Raw genomic sequence first — 15,704 nt, 5'->3', positions numbered from 1 at the left:
ATTTTACTCATCTTTAATGTTTCTATCATTTTACCATATGATGTAACTTTATCTCTATTCTTAAGTAGATCATCTGTTATTCTAAAGCTATGGTTTGTTTTATTACAGATATTACATTTTTAATATAAAACAAGCCCAGCTTAGCTATTATCATAAATAGCAAAGCTGGGCTTGTTATGGGTTTGCTGTAGATGGTAAGAATCAAACGAGAAGAATAGTGAATTTTTAGCGTATCTAATTTAAAGTTTTAAAACAGACTGCCCGCTCTTAACCTTCGCAAAAAAAGTACTAATCGCATAATAAGCTGCGCCGCGAACGGCGGATTGGTCCTGCAATTCAGCGAACAAAATTTGCAGCTTTTCCCGGTGATAGCTGAGTGTGCGGCGGGCGATGGAGGCATGAATCGCTTCCTCCAGCCACATTTGCGCTCGGCTCATGCGGTTGCCGATGATCACGACGTTTGGATTAAACACATTTACAATGTTGGAAATGCCTACGCCCAAATATTCGCCAATGGCATAAAATAAGGCCTGAACCTCGTTGTTTCCAGCCTCTGCGGCAGCAAGCAGCTCCTCCAGCGTCTCAAAGCCAAGCGGCTCTGCCTGCTCCAGCAGCGCATTCTCCGAAGCATAAAGCTCCCAGCATCCCTGATTGCCGCAGCGGCACGGCTTGCCGCCATATTCAATCGACAAATGTCCCAGCTCGCCGGAAAAGCCGGAAGCCCCTTTGTACAGCTCCTTGTTTAAAATAATGCCCGTCCCGATGCCGATGCCGACACTGACGTATATCTGGTTAGCGATGCCGCGCCCCGCGCCGTATTTCTGCTCGCCCTGTGCGCCGGCATTGGCTTCATTATCGATTGTCACAGGCAGCTGAAAGCGCGCTTCCAGCATCTGCTGCAGCTCAACCTGCTGCCATTCGAGGTTAGGAGCGAACAGAATTGCGCCTTTGTCATCAACGATGCCCGGCGCACCAACACCAATGCCGATCAGGCCATAATGGCTGCTAGGAGCTTGCGACGCCAGCTCCTCAATAAAGGCGATGAGCTGGTTCAGTGCAAAATCCTGCTCGCGCTTTTTGAAGCTTAACTGCCGCTCGCTAATGACAGTCCCTTGCAGATCGCTTAACACGCCCCGCATATAGTTAACGCCAAGGTCGATACCGATGGCATGTCCAGCTTGCCCATTAAACAGCAGCATGACGGGCTTGCGTCCGCCGCTGGACTCGCCGGGGCCATTTTCAAAAACGAGATGATTGTCGATCAGGTCCTGTACGAGACTGGAAACCGTCGCTTTGTTGAGCCCGGTCCGCTCGGATATTTGAGCGCGAGAGAGGGGGGCATGCTTAATAATGGCCTCCAGCACAATCGCGGTATTCATTTTTTTGATAAGCGCCAAGTCGCCGGTTGTCTTCAATTTCAACAAGATTGCCTCCGTCCATCTATAAATCCATGTAGTGTATTGTATCACAGGCGTAAACGGTCTGACCGTACCGCAGGCGAAAAAGCTCGTGTCGCGTTGAAAGAAAAGCAAGCTTATTAGAAATGGTTAATACGACTATTTTAGCACAAAAAAACTTAGTTTAGTCAATAGACAAACTAAGTTTGATCGTGTTATGCTGTTGGGGAGCGTTTACATCATCAGATTTGAAACAAATCCCATAACATATCAGGAGGTTTTATAAAAATGAGCTATTTTTCTAACATTGGCAAAATTCAATTTGAGGGCAAAGGTTCGGACAATCCGTTTGCATTCAAACACTATAACCCGGAGCAAGTCATTCTTGGCAAAACAATGGAAGAGCACCTGCGCTTCGCCGTTGCTTACTGGCATACTTTTAACGCTAACGGCACAGATCCTTTCGGTTCGGCAACGATGTTCCGCGAGTGGGATAAGCTTGATGGTCTTGACCGTGCAAAAGCGCGCGTAGAAGCTAACTTTGAATTCATGGATAAGCTGAACATTCCGTTCTACTGCTTCCATGATGTGGACATCGCTCCAGAAGGCGCTACGCTGCAAGAAACGAACAAAAACCTCGATGTCATCGTAGGCTTGCTGAAAGAAAACATGAAAACTTCCGGCAAAAAATTGCTTTGGAACACGGTTAACATGTTCTCGCACCCGCGTTTCGTTCATGGCGCTGGCACAACTTGCAACGCTGACGTTTATGCCTATGCTGGCGCGCAGCTGAAAAAAGGCCTTGAAGTCGGCAAAGAGCTTGGCGCTGAAAACTATGTTTTCTGGGGCGGCCGCGAAGGCTACGAAACCTTGCTGAACACAGATATGGGCTTCGAGCTGGATAACCTGGCACGCCTGTACGAAATGGCGCTTGCTTATGCGAAAGAAATCGGCTTCGATGCGCAATTCCTGATCGAGCCTAAACCGAAAGAGCCAACGAAGCACCAATATGACTTTGATGCAGCAACAACGATTTCGTTCCTGCGCAAATATAACCTGCACAACGACTTCAAGCTGAACCTTGAAGCGAACCATGCGACACTTGCTGGCCACACGTTCGAGCACGAAATCCGTACGGCAGCTATCAACGGCATGCTCGGTTCCCTTGATGCGAACCAAGGCGATCTGCTGCTGGGCTGGGATACCGATGAATTCCCGACTGATCTTTATTCCACTACACTGACGATGTATGAAGTGCTGAAAGCTGGCGGCATCGGCCGTGGCGGCGTTAACTTTGACGCGAAAGTTCGTCGTGCATCGTTCGAAGCGGACGATCTGTTCCTCGGCCACATTGCCGGTATGGACAGCTTTGCATGGGGTCTGAAAGCGGCTGCGAAGCTGACGGAAGAAAAAATTCTTGATAGCATCGTAGACAACCGTTACCGTACGTTCAAAGAAGGCATCGGCGCTGACATCGTTTCCGGCAAAGCAACTTTGGCTTCGCTTGAGCAATACGCGCTGCAAAACAACCCGATCCGTCTGGAGTCCGGTCGTCAAGAGCGCATTAGACTGCAACTGAGCGAAGTTATTTTCAGCGTTTAAGTCGGGAGGACTTCGGCTATGAGCTATGTCATTGGAATAGATTTAGGTACGAGCGCGGTCAAGGCGCTCCTCATTAATAAAGAAGGCACGGTTGCTGGCGAAGCTTCCCGCAGCTACCCGCTTTATCATGAGCACACGGGCTGGAGCGAGCAGAAGCCTGATGATTGGGTCGATGCAACGCTTGAGGCGCTTGGCGAGCTGGCCGCTGCAATTGGACCAGAAGCAAGCGCGCAAATCGAGGGCATCAGCTTCTCTGGTCAAATGCATGGTCTTGTGCTGCTGAGTGGTGCAGGGAATCCGGTGCGTAATGCCATTCTATGGAATGATACGCGCACAACGGCGCAATGCCGTGAAATCGAGCGTACGCTTGGCGACAAGCTGCTCGGCATTACGCGCAATCCAGCGCTGGAAGGTTTTACACTGCCGAAAATCCTGTGGGTGCGTGAGAATGAGCCCGCAGCTTTCGAACAGGCAGAGCTGTTTCTGCTGCCTAAAGATTATGTGCGCTATCGCTTGACGGGCGAGCGCCACATGGATTATTCCGATGCAGCAGGCACGCTGCTGCTGGATGTAGCGGCGAAGCGCTGGAGCGAAGAGGTGCTTGCGGCATTTGAGCTGCCAGCAAGCTTCTGTCCGCCGCTCGTCGAGTCACACGGGCAGACGGGAACACTGCTTGCTGAACTGGCGCAGCGCACAGGTCTGCCAGCTACGGTAAAGGTGTTCGCTGGCGGAGCCGACAATGCTTGCGGCGCAATCGGCGCAGGTATTTTGAGCGAAGGCTTGACATTATGCAGCATCGGTACGTCCGGCGTTATTTTGTCTTATGAAAATGACAAAAATAAGGATTTTGCCGGCAAGGTGCATTTTTTCAATCATGGCAAGGAAGATGCTTTCTACGCGATGGGCGTGACGCTGGCGGCAGGCTATAGCCTGAGCTGGTTCAAGAAGACGTTCGCACCGGATGAATCCTTTGATGAGCTGCTTGCAGGCATTGAAGAAGTGAAGCCGGGCGCAGGCGGTCTGCTGTTTACGCCTTATCTCGTAGGCGAGCGTACGCCGCATCCCGATTCCCTTATTCGCGCCAGCTTTATCGGCGTGGACGGCTCGCATGAGCGGATTCATTTTGCCCGTGCAGTGATGGAGGGCATTACGTTCTCGCTGCACGAATCAGTTGATATGTTCCGTGCGGCTGGCAAAACGGTTAATACGATTGTATCGATTGGCGGAGGCGCGCAAAACCCGGTATGGCTGCAAATGCAGGCGGACATTTTTGACGCGAAGGTAGTAGCGCTCGAAAATGAGCAGGGGCCTGGCCTCGGCGCAGCGATGCTTGCTGCTTACGGCAGCGGCTGGTTTGAGAGCCTGGAGGCTTGCGCGGCAAAGTTCGTGAAGCATGCCAAGCAATATTCGCCACAGCCTGAGGCTGTTGAAGCCTATAAGGGGTTGTTCCGCATTTATCAGCAAGTTTATGCGCAAACGCGCAGTTTGAACGAAGCGTTAGCCGCTTACCGCAGCTAGCGAGGTTATCGCAAGAACACATATGGCTGCCGCTTCTTCTGTTGTCTAGGAGAAGCGGCTTTTTTTATGGGAAGAGAGGGGTACGGAGAGAGAGGAGCCAAACCAACGCTCCATTACTGCTTGAAGCTGCTCCAAATCGCTTCCGGCTTTACTCCCAGCTCTCCGGCGATGAGCTCGGCTGTGAGCCGCTGAGGCTTTTTTATTTTGCCATTGCGGATTTTGGAAATGGTCGTCAAGGAAATAAGCGTAGAGCGGGAAAGCGATGTAGCGGAAATATTTTTGTTCAGCATCAGCATTCTGAGCTTGTAGGAAGGGTCCTCCTCTTGGGCTTGCTCGTTCAGCTCAGTGAGCATGATCAAATAGTTATTAAACGCCCTATTGCCCGAATAGAAAGGTTTAATCAATGCTTTTGCCGTATTCTTGCCTTCCCCGATATGCATATGCAGCTCCAAATGCTCTATTTTGCCGATGCTTTTGGCCCGTTCCATAATGCGGCGCAGCGGTGCGCGGTGCTCCTCGGCTACCAATTCAAAAATGCTGCGGTTCAAGAAGCTGGCCGAGCCTTGGGCCAGCGGAGCAAAATAACGCTTCAGCGAAAAAATGCGGAATTGTTCAGAGATGCCGATGGCCATCATAATTTTATGATCGACAGCGAATTCATCGCCCCAGCGCTCGGCAGAAACATCCTTGCAGACGAGCATATAATACGTTTGTTCCTCCATTTGAAATTTACGGCAGCTCAGTCGAACGGTTGCAGTCATCGTAGAACGCGTCGTCAGCTCGGCATCGAACGTCAATTGCTCATCCTCAATAAGCTTCGCCATCAGCTGTCCGAAAGGCAGCGAATCTTTCACAAAATCCTCCGGGTTGACCTCTAGAAGCTCATGCTTTCGATAGCCGGACAGCCCGGTGAAAGCTTTGTTAATGTCGCGAATATACCAGCGGTTAAAATCATACTCCACAATCATCATCGGGTCGGCTAGCTGGTAAAAGATCGTATGCATGCTAATAATGCCTCCTTCAATCAGTGGTATATCTAAGGTTAAGTTTGATTACATTAAGAGTTATTAAATATGACATATCTCGTATTTTAAATTATGCAGAAAAAAACTCGAAATGACAACACCCTTTAGTCATACTTCGTTAACAAATTGGGGCAGACTAAAGTTAGAGTCAACGCCCGAAAGGAGAAATAACCGATGAATTCGGCATTATTGTTTGATTTCGCAGATATTAACAGCGCTGCGCTTGCCTTTGATACATTGGAGCAGCTTGGCTATGATCCGGTTCTGCATGAAGGAGGAAAGCTGCATATTCATATGGTGGGGAATGATCTCATTTCTGCGCTTGAAATTATGCAGATGCATGGCGGGCGGCTTATTCAGGAATCTGCCATTGATGCGAACGCTTACACGGATACTGCCTATTCGCTTGACAGCATCGCCATTCCTGCGCATATCGTGAATGAGGATTGGAACGAGGAGCTGTAGCCAGCATTTCCGGCAAAAGAAAAGCGCGGCTTAGCTGTCAGAGACAGCCAGTGCCGCGCTTTTACCTGCGTTATAGCCTGTTGAGAAGGCCGCAGTAATGTTGTAACCGCCAGTGTAACCGTGAATATCGAGAACCTCGCCGCAAAAATAAAGGCCTGCGCTTTGCTTGGAGCCCATCGTCTTCGGATCGATTTCCTTAAGATGGACCCCGCCGCCTGTGACGAAAGCTTCCTCAATGGACAGCGTGCCGTTCACTTTTACAGGGAAAGCTTTAATATGCTTGGCGAGCGCAAGAAATGGACCTTTAGGAAGGTTGTCATACGTAATATCGCCGCTGATGCCATTTTGCTGAAGCAGGAAATCCAGCAGCCGCTCCTGCAAGTAGCCGCGAAGCACATTTTTAATCGCTTTTTTCGACTCCTGCTTCGCCATTTGCATCATTTCCTGATAAACCTCGGCTTCGGAGCGCCCTGGCAGCAGGTCGATTGTGACGAGCACGGTTGCAGCCTCCCGTGCTCCGCTTCCTGATTGAGATATCGCGTCTAAAGCGCCTGCTTCACCTATACTGCTATCTGCTCCACTGAAGGCTTCAACTGTACCAGAAGCATGCTGCTCTTTGCTTGCCGCCTGCTTGAGCGCTTTGACGACGAATTGGCTGCATCTAAGGGCGGTTGGGCCGGATAAGCCGAAGTGGGTGAAGATCATGTCGCCCTCATGAGTGATCAGTTTTTTGCCTTTCGCATTCCACACCGTAAGCTCCACCTCGCGGAGTGAAATGCCTTGTAGTGTTTTGCTGCGTATCCAAGGCTCGAAAGATGTCAGAGGTACTTCTGTCGGATACAGCTCGGTAATCGTATGCCCGCCGCTGACCGCCCAAGGATAGCCGTCTCCTGTCGAGCCGGTATGGGGGACGGATTTGCCGCCAGTAGCGACGATGACGGCTTTCGCCGCGAGCTTTTCACCATTTTGCAGCAACAGCCCTTTTACCGCACCGTTTGCGTAAAGGACCTCACGCACGGGTGTATTCGTCCGAATGTCGACCCCTTGCTCCCGAACTTTGCGAATGAGCGCATCGACGACGGTTTTGGCCTTGTCAGATACCGGAAACATCCGCCCTCGGTCTTCCTCCTTCAAGGCAATGCCCATCCCTTCGAAAAAGGCGATAATATCGCGATTGCCAAACGCATTCAGTGCACTGAATAAAAACTTCCCGTTTCCGGGTATATGTTGTATGAGCTGATCCATATCTTTTGCGTTCGTTACGTTACAGCGTCCGCCTCCGGAAATGCCGAGCTTGCGCCCCAGCTTGTCTCCTTTGTCAACGAGAAGAACAGAGGCTCCGTGCGCGCTTGCAGCTACCGCTGCCATTAGGCCGGATGGGCCTCCGCCAACAATTATAATATCGTACATGATTCACTCAGCCTTTCTTTCTACAATCTTGTTTATTGTACCATTCTTTCGACAAAATATTGAGTTATAATAGAACATAATTCATCAGCTGGAGGTGCCTAGGATGATTCGTATGGAATGGACGTTTCAGGGTTATGGGGATACCGAACTATACGTAAGGGAGTGGAAGCCTGATAAGGACCGTCCAAAAGGCGTTTTATGTCTAATACATGGTATGGGCGAGCATGGTGAACGTTATAGCGCATATGCTGCCAGGCTAGTTGCTGCTCAATATGTTGTAATCGCTATTGATCAGCAGGGCCATGGTCGTTCATCCGGCCCAAGAGGGCATTTGCCTTCTGTAGATGATGCGGCAGCCCACGCCGCCTTGCTGGTGGAGCAGGCAGCGGAGCGCCACCCAGGACTGCCAATCTTTCTTTATGGACACAGCATGGGCGGCAATATCGCAATAAATTGTGCACTGCGGCTCCAGCCTGCAGTGAAGGCGCTCGTGCTGTCCAGTCCGTGGCTAAAGCTTGCCTTTACACCACCCCGTGCCAAGGTTTGGCTTGGGAAGCGGCTGGCCGCCATTTGGCCGGGGCTGCCGCAATCGACAGGATTGAAGGGTGGGGAGCTGTATCGCAGAGGCTATGAGGAGGCCGCCCATATTGAAGGAGACCCGTTATGCCATTCCCGCATTACGGTTAAAACCTTTCTGAATCTCCATGATTCAGGAGAATGGGCAATCGCCAATTGCGGGCAGTTGAAAGTGCCGCTGCTGCTCATTCACGGTACAGCTGACAAAATCACCTCTTATAAAGCAAGCGAGCAGGTGGCGCAGCAGCTAGGCGAGGCATGTACTTTTGTTTCTTGGCCTGAAGGCTATCATGAGCTGCATAATGATCTAGAAGCACAGCGTTTTATTGAAGTGGTGACGAACTGGCTGAATATGCATACAGATGAAAATAAGGATCACGCAATTTAATCTAGTAAGCGATTAGGGGGGGAGACCTGTCGTTCGTGTTGAAAGAATTGCTGCTACAATTCGTAATTTCACTTATTCCTGTATTTTCCTTTCAGCTCTGGCATTATAAGCAGCGCAAGGAAAAACATATTCGAATGCTTATAACGGCTGCAAGCGCGGTGGCAATGGTCGCTTGTATGTCGGTTTCGACGGATTTTAATGGATATGAGTTGAATTTCCGCTTCGTTCCGTTTATTTTGGGCTCTTTATACGGAGGGGTTTATGGCTCCCTCATTCTTGATCTGCTTTATATTGTTCTCAGAGTACCAGCGCTTGACACTGAGGCGGAGAAAATAGTTTTTGTCTTTTTTATGCTTGTTCATGTACCCATTATATTGCTCTGTGCCAAGCGGTTCAGCAAAACGCCCTTCCATCGAAAGCGGCTCTTAGGCGTTAAATTAATAACGCCGATCTCCGTTTACATATCTTTAATGTTTCTCGTGTTTATGATGAATGAGGGCTTTCACTGGTCGGCTGAGCTTATGGCGGTATTTATTTTACTATTGCTTGGCTCGCTCATTGCCATTTGGTTATCTATTTTTATTGTAGAAAGCTTTGTTGAAAATTCACGACTGCAGCTGGAGCTCAAAAATGTTTCGTCCAGCTATCGGCTAGAAGTAGAAAAACAACAGCAGTTCATCGATGAAATGCTGCTGGCGATTTTGTTCACTGATGAGCATGGCGTCATCACGCATTTGAATGCGAACGGCAAGGAGCTGTTCCAGCGCCAGTTTGAGGCAAGCGGAGGTTTATTTTCGGGAAAAGAGCATATGGACACCTTTTTTACAGCAAAAGAGGACGGTTCTTATATCAAGCTGCTTAAGGATGCACTCGCTGGGGCCAAGAGCAGTACTGGACCGCAAACGGAAGACGGCAAAACGCTGCTTAAGACGGCGTTCGCCATCCGAAGGCAGGAGGATCATTCGATTGCGGGAGCCGCCCTGATTGTCCAGGATGTAACAGAGCTTACTCTGCTGCGCGATGAACTGGAACGAATGGAGCGCCTTAGTCTGATTGGGCAAATGGCCGCAAGCATTACGCATGAAATTCGCAATCCGATGGCGGTTATCCGGGGCTTTATGCAGCTGATGCGGGAGCGCAGCCGACTAAATGAGCAGCAGTATTACCAGATCGTTATGGAGGAGCTGGACCGGGCGAATACGATTATTAGCGACTTTTTATCATTGGCTCAAAATCGTTCCGTCGCGATGCAGAATCATTCCTTGCAAACGATAATACAGGAAATATTGCCGCTGCTTCAGGCAGACGCCAATCTTAGAGGACAGGTCGTGCAAACGGAGCTTGCTGAAGATTTGCCTTCTTTCCTTATGTCTGACAAGGAAATTAAGCAGCTGCTGATTAATCTTGTGCGCAACGGTATGGAGGCGATGGGGGAGAAGGGCATTCTACATATATTTACTTGCTATCTTCCTCTGGAAAATAAAGTGGTGCTGCGCATTCGTGATAATGGCATAGGTATTCCTGCTGAGCAGATGAGCCAGCTGTTTAAGCCTTTTTATACGACAAAGTCTAAAGGGACCGGACTAGGGCTGCCGCTTTGCCTCAGCATTGCCGAAAGGCATAATGGCAAGCTGGAGGTGGAGTCGGAGGAAGGGGTAGGGACGACTTTCATTTTAACCTTTATGCTGGGAGAAACGGATGTTTTGTCTGCGCTTCAATAACATAATGGAAACTAAACCTGCACATACTACCTTTGCCTGTCAGTCATCATAAGACGGATGAAGGAGGAGAATACATGGAGCGCAATCATGCGAAGTCTGAACAATCCCTGCAGCAGGAGCAGCAAAATGCTGAAAATGCCAAAAAGCGCAAAGGGACTTCCCCAACCGAAGCTGGTTTCGACAAGAAGCTGGACGGCCCAAATCGTCCGTCTGTCTAATGAGGCAAGCGGTGAACGCTATCTGCTTGCAGCTTGCGAGCAGGAGGAGCGCGGAATCATAGAGCAGCAGCTGCGACATGGACGGCTGTTGCTTTATTTTCCTACCCAGCGTTATAATAGTAACTAAATTTAGGTTATCAAAAAGGAGTGTATTTCAGTGTCCATGTCATTTGAGAGATACATGTTGGATATGGTTCAACCGATGCGTGATGATTTGACGCGTCTTGGCATTCAAGAGCTTCGCACACCTGAGGATGTGGAACAAAATCTTCCTGAATCGAAAGGTACAGCGCTTGTAGTTGTTAACTCCGTATGCGGATGTGCAGCTGGCCAGTGCCGTCCAGGCGTTGCGGAAGCACTGCAGCACGATATTACACCGGATCATTTGTTTACCGTATTTGCTGGGCAGGATAAAGAAGCAACGGCTAAAGCACGCGAGTATTTTGCTCCGTATCCGCCTTCTTCCCCATCCATCGCGCTAATGAAGGACGGAGAGCTTGTTCATTTCATCGAGCGTCACCAAATCGAGAACCGTTCCGCGTCGGATATTGCAGCCGATCTGGCTGATGCGTTCGATCGGTTCTGCCGCTAAGGGCAGGAGGAACTATGAGCTTACAAGCAGATATTATTAAAAGGCTTGGCGTTAAGCCGGTCATTGATGTAGATCAGGAAATCCGCACCCGCGTTGATTTTCTCAAAAAATATGTATTGGACTCCCATACGACTGGCTTATTGATCGCCATAAGTGGCGGCATCGACAGCGCAGTAGCAGCGGGTCTTTGCAAAAAAGCAACCGATGAGCTGACAGCTGAAACGGGCCGCGACTATATGACGCTTGGCGTTTACCAGCCTTACAGCGAGCAGTCGGATATTTCCGATAGCTACGCGGTGTCTGAAGCGTTCGGTATTACAAAGACCGTGGAAACGAACATTGGCGAAGCGGTAGACGAAATCGCCATTGAGACGGAGCACGGTTTGAAAAATATTGGCATCCACCGTCATATTAGCCGTGGCGGCAAGGGCAATGTGAAGGCTAGAACGCGCATGGTTGTCCAATATGCTCTCGCCTTTGACCTCAATCTGCTCGTTGTTGGTACGGATCATGCATCCGAAGCGATTACAGGCTTTTATACAAAATGGGGCGACGGAGCCGTTGATATTACGCCGCTCAGCTCATTGAACAAACGCCAGGTGCGTCAACTTGCCTCGCACCTTGGCGTGCCGAAGAGCATTCTGGATAAAGCGCCATCCGCTGGTTTATGGGAAGGGCAGACCGATGAGGCTGAGCTTGGCATTAGTTACGATGACAACAGCGATTATTTGGAAGGCAAGGAGATTGGCGCTGAGGCAAAGGAAAAGCTGGAGAAGCAATACCTGAAAACCGAGCATAAGCGCGCGCCTATTCCTGGCATTTAATTAAAGACGTATTTTAGAAGCTTGTCCGCTGCAAAAGCGGGCAAGCTTCTGTTATTATGGAGCAAATATGTCGTATGGGGGAACAGAGTATGGGATATGCATTAGTGACCGGAGCAGATCGCGGTTTGGGCCTGGGCTTTGTCAGGCAGCTGCTTTTGAAGGGATTCACTGTATTTGCCGGGCGTTATGCTTCGGATTGGCAAGGCTTGCCGGAGCTGAAGCAGCAGTTCGACGAGCGGCTTCATATCATTGAATTAAACGTCGCGGAGGATGCTTCTGTTAAGGAAGCTGCGCGTTTAGTAGCTATACATACCGATCGGCTGAATATTGTTTATTGTTAATATTTCCTCTGAAGCGGGCAGTATCGAAGACAGCTCTCGTACGAGCTGGTTTGGCTACTGCATGTCGAAGGCGGCATTAAATATGCAATCCAAACTCATACACAACCGTATTAAAGAAGGCGGGGGCCATGTGCTCGTGCTTCATCCCGGTCGTGTTCAGACTTATATGCAGGGCAAGCTTGATGCGGAAGGGGACTTTACGCCGGATAGTTCAGCGATTGCGCTTATAGCGATCATGGAACGCCAGCTTGCCGAAGTGAAGTCGGGAGTTTGCCCAAAGCTGGTGCTTTTGAATCCAGATGGCTCACAGCGGCCTTGGTAGCTTTCGAAGGGAAGACAGGAGACAAGAAGAGCACATACAGAGTAATCATTGAAGGCAGGCGAGGCAATGATAGTAGGAATTGGTCATGATATAACGGATATGAGTAGAATGCAGGCGATACTTGCCGGCCGTTCGGCGGGAAGATTTTTGCAGCGGATTTTGACAGAGCAGGAGCTTAAGCTGGCGGAGTGCTATGAAGGGCAACGCAAAGTTCAATTTGCGTCGGGCCGCTTTGCTGCTAAGGAAGCGGTGGTCAAGGCGTTTGGCTGTGGTATCGGAGGCATTATTGGATTTGGCGATATTAACATTTTGCGTTCGGAAACTGGTAAGCCGGAATGTGTATTGTCAGAAGCGGCATGGCAGAGGCTTGAGTTATCCGCTGCCTCGGTACGTGTTCATATTACGATTACGCATGACCGGGAGCTGGCATCTGCCGTAGCCATTGTCGAACGGCTTGCCTAATCGCGCTGCTTATTGTAGCAAAATAGTTGGTTTTACAAAAATATGCTACGAATTGTAATGTTGATGTCATCTTTGTCATTATCAGGGCTCTACTTGCCGATAAAGATAGGGAGTCTGAAGTTAAATATCGTAGCTGCTGCTCTTATTCGGCACGTTTTATTATTCAGCATGTTTTGGCAGCAGGCTTGCTCGCCGCCTATCCTGATGGCGGCGGACAAGCCTGCTCGTCTATTTCTTGCCAGCAAGCCAGGTGGCAAGTCCAGCGATTTCCTCGCTTGTGAGACGATCCTTGAACGGCGGCATGGAGCCTTTGCCATTTTGGAGCTGCGTCACAATGTCTGCCTCGCTCATCCGGGCTCCAACCTGCTGCAGATTGGTCTGCGTACCCATGCGTCCTTGCAGGTCTGTGCCGTGGCAGCTAATGCAATTGGATTTATAGACGGAGGCTGTGCCATCAGGTGCATCCATATGCGGCGTTGCTTTCGTTCCCGGCTGTGACGTGCCTCCGCAGGCAGCAAGCAGGGTTGTAGTCAGGACTGCAAGCAGCAGCATTTTGACCCAGGTAGATAGAGAAATACGTAACATAAGGGTTCCTCCAATTTATCGATTTTAGGAAATCATAGAGTTAGTATAGCGGATTGCTTGCTGCAACTTCCATAGGATTTTGCCAAGTGGAGCGCTATAATAGAAAAGGCTAACAAGAAAATACGACAAGAGATCGGTAGGCATGGAAGATATATGGGAATAACTGGCGAACATATGCTCAACCAGCAGTTTAAGCAGTTAAAGGCTGATGTGATGGTGGCATCCTATATGAAAAGTCCGGCAGGCTGGATAATGAGGCGGGCAGAGCCTGATTATTTCTGCTTATGCTACGTTGATAAAGGTGAAGGTTGGCTGGAAATGAACGAGACCAAATATAAGGTCAGCGCCGGGCGGCTGTATTTGCTGCGTCCAGGCTGGGCAAGAAGGTATGGCTCGCTGGGCGATAATCATTTTATCCATTATTGGTGCCATTTCCGCGCGGAGATGGCAGCCGAATCCTATATCCATTTGGCTCATTTGCCGCTGGAGGTTGAAGTAAAGGACGCACAGGTTGTCAAGCAGCTGTTTACGAAAATGCTCGCGGCGCAGGAAGAAAGCGACCTGACAGGCGAATTGCGGACGAAGGCTGTGCTTTTCGAGCTGATTGCGCTGTTCATGGAGGACAGCCGAACGCAAAACACGACTTTGCTGCAGCTGTCGGAGCATGAGCACTGGAATGAAGTGCTCGTTTATGATGAAGTGCTTAATTTTATTGAAGCAAATTTGCAATATCAAATTCCAATTGGCGTGCTGGCCAGACTGGCAGACCTGTCGGCTGTGGATTTTCATGCTGCGTTTAAAAATAAAGTCGGCTGCTCGCTCGTTCAATACATCACGCAGCGGAGAATAGCCACAGCCAAGAGGCTGCTGCGCACGACGAGCTTGCCGATTGCCACCATTGCAGCGGAGGTCGGCATGCTCAATCATTATTTGTCGCGGCTGTTCAAGCAGCAGACGGGCATTACGCCTACGGAATACCGCCGAATTATATGCAGCAGCGCTTGGCAGGAAGCAGAGCAAACAGATCGAGAGGAGTACAGAAATACATGACAGCGGAAGCAAAACAACATTTCAGCAGAGAACTGCTGCATTGGTACCGAAGAGGCAATCGCGATTTGCCATGGCGCAAAAGCCGCGACCCTTATCGGATATGGGTATCGGAAATTATGCTTCAGCAAACGAGAGTCGATACGGTTATTCCTTATTATGAACGGTTTATGGCGAAATTCCCTTCGGTTCAGGCGCTTGCCGAAGCACCCGAGCCAGAGGTACTCAAATGCTGGGAGGGGCTCGGCTATTACTCGCGGGCGCGGAATCTGCAAGCGGGGGCTCGCCAAGTAATGGAGCTGCATCAAGGCCAGGTGCCTGATGATAAAACGGCCGTCGCCGCTTTGAAAGGCGTAGGGCCTTATACGAGCGGTGCGATTATGAGCATCGCCTTTAATCGTCCCGAGCCAGCTGTAGATGGCAACGTCATGCGCGTGCTGTCCCGTTATTTTGCGCTGGAGGATGATATTGCGAAGCCGGCCACGCGGGTGAAAATCGAAAAGCTCGCCGCCGAGCTGATTCCTGAAGGCGCAGCAGGCGACTTCAATCAAGCTCTAATGGAGCTGGGAGCGCTCGTCTGTACGCCAAAGTCGCCTAGCTGCCTGCCATGTCCGGTTATGGAGCATTGCGAGGCAAGAATGGAAGGCCGCGAGACGGAGCTTCCTATTAAATCGAAGGCGAAGCCGCCGCGGCCGGAAGCGCGTATTGGCGTCATTATTGAAGGCTCAGGCGAGCATCAAGGCAAGGTTCTTGTGCGGCAGCGTCCGGCAACCGGGCTGCTTGCGCAAATGTGGGAGCTGCCGCATTTGCTCGTGCCGAAGGAGCTGGAACCGCTGCTTCGTTTCGGAGATGAGCAGCTGACGGAGCAAGCACCGCTTGGCGGGCTGCTGACCGAGGCGGTCGCGGGCGATACGGGCCTGCTCATTCGTCCTCAGCGCCAGCTGATGGACGCCGATCATATTTTCAGCCATATCCATTGGAAAATGAGAGTTTATAAGGCGGATTTAGGTGCGATAAATGCTGAGCCTGTCGGGCCAATGGCGCAAATGGCTGCCGAAGCTGCGGCTGTCTATACAGCTGCTGGAAAGCAGCAGGCAGAGCTGCGCGAGCCGTATCGCTGGATTGGGCCGGAGCATATGGATGAGCTGGCATTTCCGAATTTATTTTTGAAAATTTTACGAGATTATTGGAATCAGGATCTGTAAAGCGAA

17 protein-coding genes are annotated in these 15,704 nt (G+C 50.2%); 13 read left to right on the top strand and 4 right to left on the bottom strand.

The genetic code is table 11. From position 1 onward, the window contains the following. Positions 1-239: 239 nt before the first annotated feature. Positions 240-1,421 (bottom strand): ROK family transcriptional regulator, encoded by a 1,182-nt coding sequence (locus WH37_RS02310; protein WP_231594088.1) that lies wholly within the window; start codon positions 1,419-1,421, stop codon positions 240-242. 264 nt (positions 1,422-1,685) lie between these two features. Here WH37_RS02310 and xylA point away from each other — a divergent pair, with 264 nt between their 5' ends. Both xylA and xylB read left to right on the top strand, forming a co-directional pair. After that, positions 1,686-2,999: a xylose isomerase gene (xylA, locus tag WH37_RS02305; protein WP_046228937.1), complete on the top strand. Its 1,314-nt coding sequence runs from the start codon at positions 1,686-1,688 to the stop codon at positions 2,997-2,999. Positions 3,000-3,017: 18 nt separating this feature from the next. Continuing rightward, positions 3,018-4,517: a xylulokinase gene (gene xylB, locus WH37_RS02300; protein WP_046228936.1), complete on the top strand. Its 1,500-nt coding sequence runs from the start codon at positions 3,018-3,020 to the stop codon at positions 4,515-4,517. 113 nt (positions 4,518-4,630) lie between these two features. Here xylB and WH37_RS02295 read toward each other — a convergent pair whose 3' ends face one another. Then, positions 4,631-5,521, bottom strand: a complete 891-nt coding sequence (locus WH37_RS02295) for a helix-turn-helix domain-containing protein (RefSeq protein WP_046228935.1) — start codon at positions 5,519-5,521, stop codon at positions 4,631-4,633. A 195-nt stretch (positions 5,522-5,716) separates the two neighbouring features. On the opposite strand from WH37_RS02295, the gene WH37_RS02290 reads away from it, so the two are divergent. Next, positions 5,717-6,007: a hypothetical protein gene (locus WH37_RS02290; protein WP_046229006.1), complete on the top strand. Its 291-nt coding sequence runs from the start codon at positions 5,717-5,719 to the stop codon at positions 6,005-6,007. 30 nt (positions 6,008-6,037) lie between these two features. Here WH37_RS02290 and WH37_RS02285 read toward each other — a convergent pair whose 3' ends face one another. After that, positions 6,038-7,420 carry a BaiN/RdsA family NAD(P)/FAD-dependent oxidoreductase gene (locus WH37_RS02285; RefSeq protein ID WP_046228934.1) on the bottom strand — a complete coding sequence of 461 codons (1,383 nt, stop codon included), beginning with the start codon at positions 7,418-7,420 and terminating at the stop codon, positions 6,038-6,040. A 100-nt stretch (positions 7,421-7,520) separates the two neighbouring features. On the opposite strand from WH37_RS02285, the gene WH37_RS02280 reads away from it, so the two are divergent. From WH37_RS02280 to acpS, 8 genes are all read left to right on the top strand, one after another. After that, positions 7,521-8,381 carry an alpha/beta hydrolase gene (locus WH37_RS02280; RefSeq protein WP_046228933.1) on the top strand — a complete coding sequence of 287 codons (861 nt, stop codon included), beginning with the start codon at positions 7,521-7,523 and terminating at the stop codon, positions 8,379-8,381. A 35-nt stretch (positions 8,382-8,416) separates the two neighbouring features. Beyond that, complete coding sequence (locus WH37_RS02275) at positions 8,417-10,102, top strand: ATP-binding protein (protein WP_052736753.1); 1,686 nt, start codon at positions 8,417-8,419, stop codon at positions 10,100-10,102. A gap of 74 nt (positions 10,103-10,176) precedes the next feature. Continuing rightward, a complete protein-coding gene (locus tag WH37_RS35910) occupies positions 10,177-10,320 on the top strand; it encodes a hypothetical protein (protein WP_177217991.1) in 144 nt (47 codons plus the stop codon). Positions 10,321-10,477: 157 nt separating this feature from the next. Next, a complete protein-coding gene (locus tag WH37_RS02265) occupies positions 10,478-10,912 on the top strand; it encodes a BrxA/BrxB family bacilliredoxin (protein WP_046228930.1) in 435 nt (144 codons plus the stop codon). Positions 10,913-10,926: 14 nt separating this feature from the next. Next, on the top strand, positions 10,927-11,736 hold the full coding sequence (gene nadE / locus WH37_RS02260; RefSeq protein WP_046228929.1) for an ammonia-dependent NAD(+) synthetase: 810 nt from the start codon (positions 10,927-10,929) through the stop codon (positions 11,734-11,736). Between the two features lie 89 nt (positions 11,737-11,825). Beyond that, the gene (locus WH37_RS36950) at positions 11,826-12,077 is read left to right on the top strand and encodes an SDR family NAD(P)-dependent oxidoreductase (RefSeq protein ID WP_052736752.1); all 252 of its coding nucleotides are present in this window, start codon (positions 11,826-11,828) and stop codon (positions 12,075-12,077) included. Then, positions 12,064-12,399: an SDR family NAD(P)-dependent oxidoreductase gene (locus WH37_RS36945; RefSeq protein ID WP_074904826.1), complete on the top strand. Its 336-nt coding sequence runs from the start codon at positions 12,064-12,066 to the stop codon at positions 12,397-12,399. The genes WH37_RS36950 and WH37_RS36945 overlap by 14 nt, the downstream gene beginning before the upstream one ends. Positions 12,400-12,465: 66 nt before the next feature. Then, entirely contained in the window at positions 12,466-12,861 is a 396-nt protein-coding gene (gene acpS, locus WH37_RS02250) for a holo-ACP synthase (RefSeq protein WP_046229005.1), read from the top strand. A gap of 228 nt (positions 12,862-13,089) precedes the next feature. Here acpS and WH37_RS02245 read toward each other — a convergent pair whose 3' ends face one another. Next, a complete protein-coding gene (locus WH37_RS02245; RefSeq protein ID WP_046228928.1) occupies positions 13,090-13,446 on the bottom strand; it encodes a c-type cytochrome in 357 nt (118 codons plus the stop codon). A gap of 153 nt (positions 13,447-13,599) precedes the next feature. Here WH37_RS02245 and WH37_RS02240 point away from each other — a divergent pair, with 153 nt between their 5' ends. Further along, positions 13,600-14,496 (top strand): AraC family transcriptional regulator, encoded by an 897-nt coding sequence (locus tag WH37_RS02240; protein WP_046228927.1) that lies wholly within the window; start codon positions 13,600-13,602, stop codon positions 14,494-14,496. Then, positions 14,493-15,698, top strand: a complete 1,206-nt coding sequence (gene mutY, locus WH37_RS02235; protein ID WP_046228926.1) for an A/G-specific adenine glycosylase — start codon at positions 14,493-14,495, stop codon at positions 15,696-15,698. The genes WH37_RS02240 and mutY overlap by 4 nt, the downstream gene beginning before the upstream one ends. Positions 15,699-15,704: the final 6 nt, after the last annotated feature.

Source organism: Paenibacillus algorifonticola, from assembly GCF_000971975.1.
In the GTDB taxonomy this organism is placed as follows: Bacteria; Bacillota; Bacilli; order Paenibacillales; family Paenibacillaceae; genus Pristimantibacillus; species Pristimantibacillus algorifonticola.
This window is presented reverse-complemented; position numbering and strand designations above follow the sequence as displayed.

Excerpts from the sequence above, each read along its gene's own strand:
- WH37_RS02290 (WP_046229006.1), top strand. The coding sequence starts at position 5,717 with ATGAATTCGGCATTATTGTTTGATTTCGCAGATATTAACAGCGCTGCG.
- xylA (WP_046228937.1), top strand. The coding sequence starts at position 1,686 with ATGAGCTATTTTTCTAACATTGGCAAAATTCAATTTGAGGGCAAAGGT.
- xylB (WP_046228936.1), top strand. The coding sequence starts at position 3,018 with ATGAGCTATGTCATTGGAATAGATTTAGGTACGAGCGCGGTCAAGGCG.
- WH37_RS02240 (WP_046228927.1), top strand. The coding sequence starts at position 13,600 with ATGGGAATAACTGGCGAACATATGCTCAACCAGCAGTTTAAGCAGTTA.
- WH37_RS02280 (WP_046228933.1), top strand. The coding sequence starts at position 7,521 with ATGATTCGTATGGAATGGACGTTTCAGGGTTATGGGGATACCGAACTA.
- mutY (WP_046228926.1), top strand. The coding sequence starts at position 14,493 with ATGACAGCGGAAGCAAAACAACATTTCAGCAGAGAACTGCTGCATTGG.
- WH37_RS35910 (WP_177217991.1), top strand. The coding sequence starts at position 10,177 with ATGGAGCGCAATCATGCGAAGTCTGAACAATCCCTGCAGCAGGAGCAG.
- WH37_RS02245 (WP_046228928.1), bottom strand. The coding sequence starts at position 13,446 with ATGTTACGTATTTCTCTATCTACCTGGGTCAAAATGCTGCTGCTTGCA.
- acpS (WP_046229005.1), top strand. The coding sequence starts at position 12,466 with ATGATAGTAGGAATTGGTCATGATATAACGGATATGAGTAGAATGCAG.
- WH37_RS02295 (WP_046228935.1), bottom strand. The coding sequence starts at position 5,521 with ATGCATACGATCTTTTACCAGCTAGCCGACCCGATGATGATTGTGGAG.
- WH37_RS36950 (WP_052736752.1), top strand. The coding sequence starts at position 11,826 with ATGGGATATGCATTAGTGACCGGAGCAGATCGCGGTTTGGGCCTGGGC.
- nadE (WP_046228929.1), top strand. The coding sequence starts at position 10,927 with ATGAGCTTACAAGCAGATATTATTAAAAGGCTTGGCGTTAAGCCGGTC.